This window comes from Glutamicibacter sp. (assembly GCF_035257265.1).
Classification (GTDB): Bacteria; Actinomycetota; Actinomycetes; order Actinomycetales; family Micrococcaceae; genus Glutamicibacter.
Map to the genome: position 1 here is coordinate 141545 of NZ_DATEXC010000038.1, position 12815 is coordinate 154359.

Annotated in this window: 10 protein-coding genes; 3 read left to right on the top strand and 7 right to left on the bottom strand. The window is 54.1% G+C overall.

Annotated elements, in window-relative coordinates:
- Position 1: 1 nt before the first annotated feature.
- Complete coding sequence (gene rimP / locus VJ369_RS09395) at positions 2-568, bottom strand: ribosome maturation factor RimP (RefSeq protein ID WP_324091811.1); 567 nt, start codon at positions 566-568, stop codon at positions 2-4.
- A 164-nt stretch (positions 569-732) separates the two neighbouring features.
- On the opposite strand from rimP, the gene VJ369_RS09400 reads away from it, so the two are divergent.
- The 3 genes from VJ369_RS09400 to VJ369_RS09410 all read left to right on the top strand — a co-directional run bounded on the left by VJ369_RS09400 (position 733) and on the right by VJ369_RS09410 (position 4027).
- Entirely contained in the window at positions 733-1794 is a 1062-nt protein-coding gene (locus VJ369_RS09400) for a hypothetical protein (RefSeq protein WP_324091812.1), read from the top strand.
- 309 nt (positions 1795-2103) lie between these two features.
- Positions 2104-3285 carry a sensor histidine kinase gene (locus VJ369_RS09405; protein WP_324091813.1) on the top strand — a complete coding sequence of 394 codons (1182 nt, stop codon included), beginning with the start codon at positions 2104-2106 and terminating at the stop codon, positions 3283-3285.
- Between the two features lie 16 nt (positions 3286-3301).
- Complete coding sequence (locus VJ369_RS09410; RefSeq protein WP_324091814.1) at positions 3302-4027, top strand: response regulator transcription factor; 726 nt, start codon at positions 3302-3304, stop codon at positions 4025-4027.
- 469 nt (positions 4028-4496) lie between these two features.
- Here VJ369_RS09410 and VJ369_RS09415 read toward each other — a convergent pair whose 3' ends face one another.
- The 6 genes from VJ369_RS09415 to VJ369_RS09440 form a co-directional block, all read right to left on the bottom strand.
- Positions 4497-5324: a sulfite exporter TauE/SafE family protein gene (locus tag VJ369_RS09415; RefSeq protein ID WP_324091815.1), complete on the bottom strand. Its 828-nt coding sequence runs from the start codon at positions 5322-5324 to the stop codon at positions 4497-4499.
- A 25-nt stretch (positions 5325-5349) separates the two neighbouring features.
- Complete coding sequence (locus VJ369_RS09420; protein ID WP_324091816.1) at positions 5350-7137, bottom strand: proline--tRNA ligase; 1788 nt, start codon at positions 7135-7137, stop codon at positions 5350-5352.
- Positions 7138-7764: 627 nt separating this feature from the next.
- Positions 7765-9534 carry an NAD(P)/FAD-dependent oxidoreductase gene (locus VJ369_RS09425; RefSeq protein ID WP_324091817.1) on the bottom strand — a complete coding sequence of 590 codons (1770 nt, stop codon included), beginning with the start codon at positions 9532-9534 and terminating at the stop codon, positions 7765-7767.
- A gap of 141 nt (positions 9535-9675) precedes the next feature.
- Positions 9676-10848 (bottom strand): helix-turn-helix domain-containing protein, encoded by a 1173-nt coding sequence (locus tag VJ369_RS09430; RefSeq protein ID WP_324091818.1) that lies wholly within the window; start codon positions 10846-10848, stop codon positions 9676-9678.
- 177 nt (positions 10849-11025) lie between these two features.
- Entirely contained in the window at positions 11026-11760 is a 735-nt protein-coding gene (locus VJ369_RS09435) for a hypothetical protein (protein WP_324091819.1), read from the bottom strand.
- A gap of 294 nt (positions 11761-12054) precedes the next feature.
- Positions 12055-12789 (bottom strand): hypothetical protein, encoded by a 735-nt coding sequence (locus VJ369_RS09440; RefSeq protein WP_324091820.1) that lies wholly within the window; start codon positions 12787-12789, stop codon positions 12055-12057.
- Between the last annotated feature and the right edge of the window lie 26 nt (positions 12790-12815).

Consider the following 12815-nt stretch of genomic DNA (forward strand, 5'->3'; position numbering starts at 1 on the left):
CTTAGCCCTCCAAATCTTCGTTATTAATATTTTCAAACAGCGCGTCGTCGAAATTAATTTCCGGGTCTACGACTGCCTTGCGGATGTCAGACAGGGCAAAGGTCTTAGGATCATCAATCTTGACCTTCATACCCTTCTTAGCAGGCTCGTGGTGTACGGAAATCACGACTTCGGTGTCTGTTACCTCGGTCAGTCGGCCGCGCAGCTTGGTGCCATCGCTCAAGGTGAATTTCACCATCCGGTTCTTCGCACGAACCCAGTGGCGGTTCAGGCTCAGCGGACGGGAAAGACCTGGGGAGCTTACTTCGAGTTCATAAGGATCTGCGGACGCAAATTTGGCGTCCTTGTCCAGTGCATTTGAAATGGTGGTGGTAACTTCGCCCAGTTCGTCCAAGATCACCGATTCGGTGCCGTTGGCTTTGTCGACGAGGACCTGTACAAGAAGTTGCTTGCCCGAGGGGCGTACAGAGACTTCTTCCAGGACCAGCCCGTGGGATTCCACTTCCTTCTGAAGCACAGTCGTCAACCGTAGCGCTTCTTGTTCGGTATCGGCCGGCTTAGCGGTCATGGATATCCTCCCACATTATTCGATGTTGTTCTTTAAGGGTATATGCACCCGCGCAAGATGAGAACTGCTTAATGGCCTCAGGTGAAAGAACTCACGCCCAATTCGCACCTAACGCGAGTTTGAGCCGGGGTCTGCGCCGTGTTTCGTGGCATGATCGATACGCCATGACTGAGAATTCCACGCCGCCAGCAGCTAACCGCAGTACACGAGTCAAACGTGCTCCGGGGTGGATTGCGCCGATGATTGCCGCAGTGCTCTGTATCGGGCTCACCTGGGGCATAGGAATGAGCGTATTCCGCGGAAGTCTGGAAAATCGTGGCTTGCCCGAAGAGATCCGTGGCAGTTCCGCCGAACAACGGCAGTTATGGCAGTACGGCTCGACGCTGGCAGATCTCGGTGCGCAAGCTAAAGCTCTGGCCTCGGTGGCAGATGAAAAAACCACCCCGGCACTGAACGAGCTAAGTTCCACCCTGAGTCATGGCGCGCAGTTGACCGGAGAATTGAGGTTCGATGATCAACCCGAGGTTGAATTGGCTCAAGCTTTCACGCCGGCAGCGCTCGTGGAACTCACTGCGAAAGTCGCACAACTGAGTACCGAACTTCCAACTCTGCCAGCTGACCAAAGCCACTTGGGCGGAGCACTGACCGACTTGGCATACCAATCAAATCTTCAGGCGCGCAGCGCGCTGCTCACGGTGCAGTCGCAAAAGAAAGTTATTCAGCTTCCTACCCCGCTGATTGTCGGCGCCGGTGATACCGCAGGAGAGCCGGTTGGCTGTCTGACGGACCTGACCCTGTTACCCACCACTTCCGAAATCATTGATCCGGCGTTAACCGATGACGTGTTGGTGGCCCGGGCGTTAGACCGTGGTTATGCGTTGGACTACACCTTGCAATTACAGGCTGCCCGCGGCTCCACTGACCAAGCACCCAAAATCGAAGAACGCCGCGCAAAACTCAACGATGAAATTCGCTCCGTTCGTTCGGTCTTGCCCGATAACTGTGCAGATCTGCGACAACCGGCCTATGTCTTACCGCAAGATGGTCTCAAAGATCTCAGCTCGGTAACTACCGCCGCGGAAAAAGACTTTGCCACCCAGCTGGTGCTGGCCTCTGGTGCGTCCGCAGACCGCGCCCAGGACACCTTGGCGAAGACCGCCTGGCAGGTCCTGCTGGACCAGCGCAAACGCGGACTAAACCTGCAGCTGCTGGATCCGGTTAAGTAACTCGCAGCACCGACGGCGCTCGACGCAATGCAGTGAACTTACCTGCTCAGAATGATGTCCGCATCTGCTGCGCTATGACAAGATGCTGTTAACTGCATGAATATTTCAGGAGGGTCAGTGGCTATATTCCTCGGCGACGCTGACTGCTCTGCGCTGTGTTCGCGTTCACTGGCTGCCTTCACTGCACCCACAAGACCCTAGAAAGTCGTTGCCATGGTTGCTCCGCCGGGTTCAGGTCCCACCCAAAACTCCCCGGGATCTCCAATTCGCTTCAATGCCAGTCGTTCCATGCTTGATCGGGTGAAGGCCTTGAGCCGGACCGTCACGTGGCAGCGCTCAATCATTGCTCTTGCCGGCTTTATCCTCGAAATGTACATCTGGTACGCGCGTAATCCTAGGGAATTTAGCGGTTCTGTTTCTGTGTGGATCATCGCAGGGGTTTCTTTCCTGGGATATTGCACACTGGTGTATTCACGCTCCTTTATACCTGCCTATCTGACGATGATGGCGTTGAGTACCGTTTGCCTATTCGTGCCCGGTGCCCCGACCATGATGGCCGGATTCCTGATAGCGCTCTTTTTTCTCGCTAGGCATCTCCCACCGCCGCGCGCCTATCTGGCTCTGCCAGCCGCGATTATCCCGATTCTCACTGCCTCGTTCGCCTCCACGAAGCTACAGCTATTGGGTAATCTCACCTCGGCGCTTCCCAGCTTCTTTGTGATGACCCTGTTGGTACTCTCAGTGTGGTTCTCCGCTGTGGCCTTGTCGCGTTATGAACACGCTTTGCGTACCGAACGTGCGTGGGCCACCCAGGTTCGCGAAGAAGCCACAATCATGGAGCGTCTGCGGATCAGCCGCGATCTGCACGACAGTGTGGCGCATTCGCTGACCGCCATCGTGTTGCAAACCGCGGGCTTGCGCACCGTGCAACGCACCAAGTCCCGGATGGTGGATTTGGACGCCGCGTTGGCGGACGTTCAAGAAACCGCAGAGCAAAGTATCCGGGAACTCCACCGTCTGCTGGGAATGCTGCGCAGCGAAGACGCTAAAGATCCTGGGTCGTTACCGCGCGAGCTAAGTGATATCGCAGAGCTCATCGACGCGGCTCGGGCTTCAGGCGTAGAGATTTCAAAGAAAGTTACAGGCATCGAGTGCCCCATTGATCCAAGTATTGGCCACGCAGGCTACCGGGTGGTGCAGGAAAGCCTGTCCAATGTCATGCGCCATGCGGGGCAAGGCGCCAAGGCAGCAGTTGAAATACACTGGGATCCGCTGTCATTAACAATTGTTGTCCGCTCAGTTTCTGGTGCGGTTAAAACTCCGGGCCTCTCCGGAGGATTCGGGCTCTTGGGATTGCGCGAACGCGTCACCATCAGTGGTGGCTCTTTAGTCGCTGAACCAACTAATGACGGTTTCTTGGTCAAGGCAGTCTTACCGGCCAAGAGTGATCAGGGTTCACGCGAGCAAGCCCCAATAGACGATGCTGGGTGAAAGGTAAGTCGACGAAGTGAATACCGAAAATTCCAGAATTCTTCCGGCGCATCTCAAGGCTAAAACGCGCGTGCTAATCGTGGACGATCAGCACATGGTCCGGGCTGGCATTTCCATGCTGCTTTCGGCAGAGCCTGACATTGAAGTTGTTGCTGAGGCTGGATCAGGTATCGAAGCGCTATCAATGGCTCGGGAATACGCCGTCGATGTGGTGCTCATGGATGTCCGCATGCCTGGCATTGACGGTGTCCAAACGACAAGAAAACTTGTTCAAGAAACACGTGAGTCCAGTGATCATCTGGTCCAGGTGCTGATCATGACGACCTTTGACGACGAAGAAATCGTAGCTCAAGCTTTGCAGGCCGGCGCCAGCGGCTATCTGCTCAAACATGCCTTGCCTACCGAAATTTCCGTCGCGATTCGGCGTGTGGCGGCCGGTGAAACGTGGTTGGATGCCACGGCCGCAACCCGACTCGTTAACCGGATTCGGACAAGCTCCACAGACCTTCCCGATGTCTCAACTTTATTGACCCGACGTGAACAGGAAGTTCTGCGGTTAGTGGCCGCCGGAATGTCTAACCACGAAATCCGAGATTTGCTGGTCCTGAGCGAGGCAACGGTAAAAACACATGTTGCCCGGATTCTTTTCAAAACTGGTTCACGGGATCGAGCGTCGGCGGTCGCGTTGGCTTATCGTTCGGGTTTCACCCTGCCAAATGACCCGGTTCCCAAACGAAGCTGAGTGTTCCCCGTGAAAGATACCGTGCTGGTATGACGCGGCTGACTCATAGTTTTGAGATTCTTAAGTGAACGTCAGATTGATCCGCTCAAAGTAGGGAATTCTCTGGCACAGCGGAAACTGTTGTTACCAACAAAAAACGTCCTAGAAGACGGTCAGCTTTCGCGGGCACCTGCAAATAGGGAGAAGGATTGGTTGTGGCAATACAACCGATTCGGCTCTTCAAGCCGCACCGGCCTATGGGGATGGGCCGGGGCTGGTTGATGTTGATTCTAGGTAAGGCAATATGGGGACATTGCCTCCAGAGATTGTCGGTTCGTTTTTGAGCGAACCGGCAGTTTTTGGTTAAACGAATGAACGGTTTTCGGCACTCCCGCAAAATTGCTTAGAGACATTTATGTCTTTATGGATTCCACGTCCCAGTTCCGCTAAATCCGGGCTGCGCACCAGAGTCGGATGAGTTGTAGCTCGACTAGGCGAATAACATGTCGGAACCGAGTTTAAGAATCAAGGCGCACACCACGATTACGAAAATGATCCGAATGAACTTGCTGCCCTTGGATATTGCCATGCGAGCGCCGAGGTAGCCACCGGCCATATTCATCACGCCCATAGCCAAGCCGAGCCCGAAGACAACGTGCCCAGCGGGGATGAATAAAACCAGCGCGCCAAAGTTGGTGGCAAGATTGACGATTTTTGCTTTGGCCGAAGACTGCAAGAAGTTGTAGCCGAGCACCGTGACCATGGCGATGATCAAGAATGATCCGGTGCCGGGACCAATCATGCCGTCATAACCACCAATAATCAGACCGATCAGAATTGCACGCAGGTAATGACCGCTACCTTGATACCGTAGTTTGCTTAGCTCTCCGGCAGCGGGTTTAAAGATTGTAAAGGCCAACACCGCGACGAGAGCAGCAATAATAATCGGCTGGATCCACTGTTCTGGAAGGACCGTCGCAATGGCCGCTCCCCCGAAGGCACCAAGCATCGCCATCAACGCCATGGGAATAGCGGTCTTTAGATCCGGACTAGTTCGCCGGTAATACGTAATGGCGCTGGTTGTTGTGCCAAAAATGGAGCCTAACTTATTTGTAGCTAAGGCCTGCACCGGACTCATTCCAGGAAAAAGCAGCAGCGCGGGCAACTGGATCAATCCCCCACCACCGACAACCGCATCAATCCAGCCCGCCGCGAATCCTGCTAGCAAAAGCAGGATCAGCGACGGCCAGCTGAATTCAAGACCGTCAAGTGACAAAAAGGAAAGAATCTCCGGCACCGCGCTGCTACCTCTATTCATTTATTTCTGATGAAATGCACCGGTGTTACGCGGTCAATTCCTCCACGACATCGGTCACTGCCACGTCGCGGCGTTCGCCGGTCGCACGGTCCTTGACCTCAACAACTCCGTCGGCAAGTCCGCGGCCAACTACCACGATGGTTGGCACACCGATGAGCTCTGCATCGGAGAACTTCACGCCAGCGGAGACCTTCGGACGGTCATCAAAGATAACCTCCATGCCCTTGGCTTCGAATTCCTTGGCGAGATTGTCGGCTGCTGCCAAAAGCTCTTCGCCCTTGCCTGTCACCACAATGTGGATGTCCGCCGGAGCAACTTGCTTAGGCCAGGCCAGACCATTCTCATCATGATAAGCCTCGGCCAGCGCCGCCACCGCACGGGTGACACCGATTCCGTAGGAACCCATGGTGACTACGGAAAGCTTGCCGTTCTTGTCCAGAACCTTCAGGTCCAAGGACGCAGCGTACTTACGGCCGAGCTGGAAGATATGTCCCATTTCGATACCGCGCTCGGTGCGTAGCGGTCCCGAACCGTCCGGCGCTGGGTCGCCTTCGCGGACCTTGACTGACTCGATGGTGCCGTCAAATGAGAAATCACGTTCAGCCACAAGCCCGAAGACGTGCTTGCCCTTTTCATTGGCACCGGTAATCCAGCTGGTTCCGGAAACAATGCGTGGATCTACTAGGTAGATGATGCCACTGGATGCTTCGGTCCCGAGTACTTGCTGATCCAGTCCGTTGCCTGGGCCAATGTAACCTGCGATCAGTTCCGGGTGCTTTGCAAGGTCTTCGGCGTTAGCCGCTTCGACAGCTACTTCACCGTTGATTTCCAACGCAAGGCCGATGGTTGCTTCGGCACGCTTCAGGTCGACCTGACGGTCACCTGGGATACCGATAACAACCACGTGACGGTTGCCTTCTGGATCAATAACCGCAACAACGACGTTTTTCAGGGTGTCAGCTGCGGTCCATTGGCCTTCGGCGCGCGGGCGCAGCTGATTAGCCACCTCAACCAAGGTCTCGATGGTCGGGGTATCTGGGGTGTCCAGTACTTCGAAAGGCGCAGCGTCGCTGAAATCAATTGCGTCAGGGACCACTGTCGTCACTGCTTCGACGTTCGCGGCATAACCGCCTGGCGAACGCACAAAGGTATCTTCGCCTACCGCTGTTGGGTGCAAGAACTCTTCAGACTTAGACCCGCCCATGGCACCGGCCTGCGCGAACACAGGAACAACTTCAAGACCCAAACGTTCGAAGATTCGCACGTAGGCGCCTCGGTGCGCAACATAAGCTTCGTCCAGGCCCTCATCATCAATGTTGAAGGAGTAAGAATCCTTCATGATGAATTCGCGACCACGCAACAGACCCGCACGTGGACGGGCTTCATCTCGGTACTTGTTCTGAATCTGGTACAGGTACGCCGGAAGGTCCTTGTATGAGGAGTACAAGTCCTTGACCAATAAGGTGAACATTTCCTCATGGGTCGGTGCCAGTAGGTAATCGGCTCCCTTACGGTCCTTCAGACGGAACAGGCCTTCGCCATATTCAGTCCAGCGACCGGTCTGCTCATAAGGTTCACGCGGTAACAATGCCGGGAAGTGAACTTCTTGGGCGCCAATGGCATTCATTTCTTCACGAACAATGGCCTCTACCCGAGCAAGCACCTTCAAGCCCAGTGGCAGCCAGGTGTAAATGCCCGGTGCTGCGCGGCGAATGTACCCGGCACGAACTAGCAGCTTATGGCTGTCTACTTCTGCTTCAACGGGATCTTCGCGCAAGGTGCGCAGGAACAGGGTGGAAAGCTTCAAAACCACGCGGGGGCGTCCTTTTCCGTCCGTCGACTCCCGAGGCGTTTTCGGGTGCCGACCAGCTATGCAAAATCAAATGGGTTTCGGCCACAATCTCGACCATCTTCAATCCTACCGCTTCCCGCCACTTGCCAATAAATTCAAGGGATACGAGAGGTCGGGTTTCGCCGACAACGGCCTGCAAAAGACCTCGGCGGAGCCATTTTCTACATGCTATTAACCTCATTCTCTGGTTCCATCGTCTTGATCCTTGCTACTCGAACCCGTTTTAGCGTTTTTTCGGTCACTTTTGGTGTGCTCCGGAAGAAACTTCAATGCTCGGATGGCAAATTCCCGGAGTCCTTAGGTGAGAGGAATTCAACAGCCTTAATTCTCTGGAAAACTACTTGCAGCTACTTTAAGTTGCCTAAGATCCCATTACCTTGAAAAGAGCTCACGCTCCGTCCAGCTAGCACCACTTTGACGACATATTGAATCGATTCTGAAAATAGTATTCAGACCACCCTATTTCAAATGAAATTCAGGAGAAAGACCCTCGGCACGAATTCAGCACATGCACAGCGGGCCCGGAGAAAGTACGTAGTTCGTACTTTCTCCGGGCCCGCCTGAACCTAGGTTCAATGGGAGTAGATCTCAGGATCGGTGATAGGTCTCGGCGAGCGCATAAACCGGGGTGGATATCCCCTCGTATCTAGCCTTGAGTTGCAGGCCCAAATATTTGGAGTAGTGCCGTGACTGATGCAGATTCCCACCGTGGAACCACAAGTTTTTAACCTTGGTGGGTTTCCACATATTGCGCAGTTCTCCCTGCCAAGGTCCGGGGTCTTTAGCAGTATCTGAGCCCAGGCCCCAGCATTTGCCGACTTCGTCAGCTACTTCTTGCGAGATCAGCCGTGCTGCCCAACCGTTCATCGAACCATAACCGGTGGCGTAAACAACAGCATCAGCTGGCAGTTCAGTTCCGTCGACCAGCACGACACTATTTTCCGTTAGATGGGACACTTCCCCTTTGGCCAGTGCAATAGAGCCGTCGGCAACCAGCTCGCTGGCACCGATATTGATGTAATAGCCAGAGCCACGACGTAAGTACTTCAAAAAGAGTCCCGAGTCGTCATCACCGAAGTCGAGGTCAAACCCTGCGTCTTCTAGGGATTGGTAGAAATCTGCGTCTTGCTCACGAATCTGGGCGAAGGCTGGCTTATGGAACTCGGGAAGAACCCTGTATGGGATTGAGGCAAAGATGAGGTCTGCTTGATTATGATCAATTCCCGCAGCTAAAGCTTCCTCAGAATATAGTGGACCGAGTACGTTGTTCATCAGCGACTCTGAACGCACAATGTGCGTGCTCGATCGTTGCACCATGGTGGGGTGCGCACCGTTTTGAACTAGATCTGCGCAGATGTCATGCGCGGAATTATTAGCACCAATCACCACGACGTTTTTACCTGCAAAACGTTCACCGCCGGAGTGTTGTGATGAATGGTTCTGCTCGCCTGTAAATTTCTCAGCTCCAGGATATTGCGGGACGTTAGGAATACCCGACATACCTGTCGCGATGACTAACTGAGTGGGGCGTAAGGTCAGGGGCACGCCATCACGTTCGACCTCTACAATCCACCCTTCTCCTTCTGGATCTTGCTTGGCGCTAGTTGCTTCGGTCAGTGACCAGTAATTCAGTTCCATGAGCTTTGTGTAGCTTTCCAGCCAGTCGCCCATTTTATCTTTGGGAGTGAATACTGGCCAGTGATCAGGGAACTGGATGTAAGGCATATGGTCGTACCAGACTGGATCATGCAGGGCCAGCGAATGGTACCGTGAGCGCCATTGGTCTCCTGGCCGAGCCAGCTTGTCGATAACCAGTGCTGGCACACCCATCCTTTTGAGCCGAGCGGCCAAACCAATACCACCTTGTCCACCACCGATGATAAGCGTGTAGGGCTGCTCGGTGATTCCCAGCGATTGCTGTTCGGCGAGACGGCGGTCCAACCAATTTTCTTTGCTCATGCTCGAACCGTGCTCTGCCCCCAGTTCACGGCGGGTACCGGCAGGTTCGGGATACTCACGCAGTGATTGCGCGGTGCTGAGCAAGGTCCAGCAGCGACCATCGCGTAAGCGAAGGAGACCAAGGCCTTCGAAGGTATCGTTGTGAAAGGTAAACCAGGCTTCAATAACCCCGTCAGCATGCGCAGCACTGGTGATCTCCAGATTTCGTGGCCAGGCACCGCGTTCGACACCGAGCAGCATCTTCGCAATGTCTTCCCGTCCTTCGCTGGTGTGCAGGTTCCAGGTCAACGAAGTGAGATCTCGCCAGTAGCATTCTTTACCAAACAGTTTCACGGCTTCTTGAACATCACCTGCGTCAAGTGCTCGCTGCAACTCTTGGCACCACTGTTGAGCTTGCATTAGCGGTTCGTTGTTCGCCATTCTCATCACTTCAATTCTTCGGGAGTCCGGGAAATGGTGCGGCAACATTGCCGCGCTGAAGTAAGACTATGAGCTGGGTCACAAAAAGAAAGTGTTGCAATAGGTTGCAACCAACAAAAATTAGACTCCCCGGATAACTGGAACTGCCAACCGGTAAGGTCTAGATGCGATCAATCCGGGCAGCTTTGCGCGCAACCGCGAAAGTTCCGCCCGTATCGTGACGCTAGCGGTGCCTGCCGGCCACAGTTCCTGCAAGGTCACAGAACTTACACCCGCTGGGCACGCGGCTAAAAGTTGCACAATTTGCCAATGCTTGGCGCTGAGCCCAATACGCGTTGATCCGCTGGTGCTATGCACAACGGCCTGGTGAATCAGCGAATCGTTGAGTTCCAAAGTGATCTCTTCTTGTGCGCGCTGCAACAGCCAACCGCCCAAGGTACGCTGCACGTCCACGGCGCCTACACCAGCAACCCATTGGCGCCCTTCCTCCATACCGACGGGGATCGAGATCCTTCCGTCTACGTCATAGCCCCGAGACGTGGCCACTGAGCCCTGAGTATCCACTAATAGGTATTCAGTTTCTGGCAGTGAAGTCGCTAATTCGAGACGTTGCATCCGTAACAGATGCTCGGTGCGTAGGACCGATTGTGCTTCACGCGCCACCGAAGAAACCAGTGCCAAGGAGTGTGGGTGTGCTGTCCGAAATGATCCGGCCAAGGTCACCGCACCTACAAGAGAAGAGTTTCCTGGATTAATCAGTGGCGCCGAGGTACATACCCAGGAATGTTGTTCTTCACGGGCATGCTCTGGTCCAAAGATCTGCACTGGAGACCGCTCCGCCATGGCTGCCCCAATACCGTTGGTTCCCACATCGCTTTCACGCCACCTTGCTCCGGCGACAAATCCGATTCCGTCACTACGTCGGCGTACCATTGAGGGGCCAAGTACCCAGAGCACATAGCCTTGGCTGTCAGAAATCACGAGTTGATTGCCAGCCTGTGTAGCAAGCGGAAGGAGCCGATCTTTAAAAAGATCTACGAGCGAGCTCAATTCATCGTTTGCTTCCCTACGCGCTTGCAAGGCGACTGCCGCCAAAGGAACGATGTCGTTGACCTGCGCGCCAGCCCGTCCCCAGGAACGTGCGACTACCGGTCGAACTACTGAGGGAATCTGTGTTCCTTCTGCCCACCGCTGATGCAAGGCTTTGAGACCTCTCGCCTTGACCATAGGATCTTCACCGGCAGTTAGCGCTGCTTGATATGTCGCTTCGGGTTGGCGGCGGTTCACAGTCATTAATTGAGAATGCCATGCAACGCAGTGGATGAGAAGGATTTTCTCTAAATTACCTTCTGCTGCCCGCCTTTTGTGTGGCAATCGTTGCTTTCAGCTATCTGTTTAGCTCTCCGGAGACCAAAAATGCCGCTTGAGCCCTTCAACGGGCACAAACGGCATTCATGAGAATCTTTGTAGCTACTGAGTCTTATTCAGCTCGGCAACAGCGACGTTCAATTCTTTGGTTAGTTCATCTAGCTTGGTTTTCTCGTCGTCGACCTCGCCAGAGTAGGCAACAGAGACCATGTTCGGGCCAACGAAGCCCTGTAGCGTGAGGCTGCCCATGGGAACTTCCTTGCCATCCATGGAGATATTCGACTTGGTGGCGACAGTCAGGTCTGCATCCGAAGTAGCATCCAGAATTTCGGCTGAGGCGTTCAGCTTCATGCCCTGCATCTCCATGGAGAACTTATCGCACCCCTGAAGATCCTTGGTTTCCGCTGCTTTCTTGGCCGTCGCCAGCTTCGCGTCATCCTCGTAGGAAGCAACGCTGTAGCTGGTTGATTCGCCAGGCTTTTCGCCGGCAACGATGGCCGTGGCCATGTTAATGCCCGTGATGTCTAGAGAACTCTGCTGAACAACCAGATCGGCACATTCAGCTGGTTCGATCTTCATGCTCTCGACCAGTTTTTTGGCCTGGGGCAGAGATTCAGCGATAGCGGCACTATCGATGACCTGTGCGCCGGATTCATCAGCCACAAGTTTTTCGACAATCGTCTTGACTGCAGCCGCGTCCAAAGGTTCTGCTGCCACGGCTTCCTGGGTAGGCTGCGCATCCCCCGAGGCTGCAGGAGCATCAGTGCCCGCATCGGAACAACCAGTTAGAGCGAGCGCGCCGGCAAGTGGAAGTAACCACAATGAGCGTTTTTTCATGATTCAATCCTCACGTCGAGTAGCTGTCGGTTCCACTGTATTAGAATATTGGTTAGAAATAAAAGTCATTCGTGGGTTTATTGCACCAATTTGATTTCGTCAAACGCTTCACTTAGGCGGTCACGACAACTCTTCACGCAAACACACGATTGAAACTCCCTGAGAACCCCATAAGTACGCACCGGACAAGCAGAAGTGTCCCAAAGCAATTTCTCCATGCTCAAAGTGTCTAACGAGTTACCGGCCCAACTTCTCCATTTGGACATAACCTAGAAATAAAAGAGCATTCCGCATTTACTGCAGTGCTTTGATTTCCTCAAAAGCTTGATCCGCTAGCTGCATTGCGTCACCGGCTAGTAATGGCGCTTCTACAGTGCCGCTAGAAAAAGTCACCAGTACGAAGTTGTTTCCATCGAGGGCTTGAACCGCGACGGAATTCAAGTGCTGGTCTGCTCCGACTTTCATCTGCGTAGCCATGGTCAGCGACTGATTCGCCGTGGAATCAAGCTTCAGGATCTGCCTGTCCGCACTGACATCCTGCCCAGAAACACTCACGGTGATGGTTTCGCAGCCATCTATGTTTGGCAGCTTTAAGGCCTCGGAGATCTTTGTGCGCGTCGCATCATCGGTGATCGAGAAAATCTGGATTACTTTACCAGTAGCGTCACCTTGGACTGTGGCTGAAGCCGCTACAGTCCCTGTCAGGTCGGTGACGCTATATTTTTCCTGTTCGTCGGCACATTTCTCGGGTTTGATTCCACTGGCACCAGACATCTTCTTGGCCTGTTCCAACTGGGGTTTCATCACCTCGTTATCCAGGATCTGGGCTGAAGAGTCATCCCCCACCAGCTTAGTGACCACGTCTTTGACCTGATCTGCTGACAGCGTCTTACCTGACGTTGTCTCTTGTTGCTGCGATGACGGGGAGCTCGGTGCGGTGGATACTGTATCGTCACCGCCGCTTGAGGAACAACTGCTTAGGGCCAGCATCGCGGCCAGAGGAAGTATCCAAAGGGAACGTTTAGTCATGGGGCATCCTTAGAATGTGCCGCGGT

Bases quoted from the DNA above. Each gene is read 5' to 3' on its own strand.
- rimP (WP_324091811.1), bottom strand. From the start codon at position 568: ATGACCGCTAAGCCGGCCGATACCGAACAAGAAGCGCTACGGTTGACG.
- VJ369_RS09435 (WP_324091819.1), bottom strand. From the start codon at position 11,760: ATGAAAAAACGCTCATTGTGGTTACTTCCACTTGCCGGCGCGCTCGCT.
- VJ369_RS09440 (WP_324091820.1), bottom strand. From the start codon at position 12,789: ATGACTAAACGTTCCCTTTGGATACTTCCTCTGGCCGCGATGCTGGCC.
- VJ369_RS09400 (WP_324091812.1), top strand. From the start codon at position 733: ATGACTGAGAATTCCACGCCGCCAGCAGCTAACCGCAGTACACGAGTC.
- VJ369_RS09425 (WP_324091817.1), bottom strand. From the start codon at position 9,534: ATGCAAGCTCAACAGTGGTGCCAAGAGTTGCAGCGAGCACTTGACGCA.
- VJ369_RS09430 (WP_324091818.1), bottom strand. From the start codon at position 10,848: ATGACTGTGAACCGCCGCCAACCCGAAGCGACATATCAAGCAGCGCTA.
- VJ369_RS09415 (WP_324091815.1), bottom strand. From the start codon at position 5,324: ATGAATAGAGGTAGCAGCGCGGTGCCGGAGATTCTTTCCTTTTTGTCA.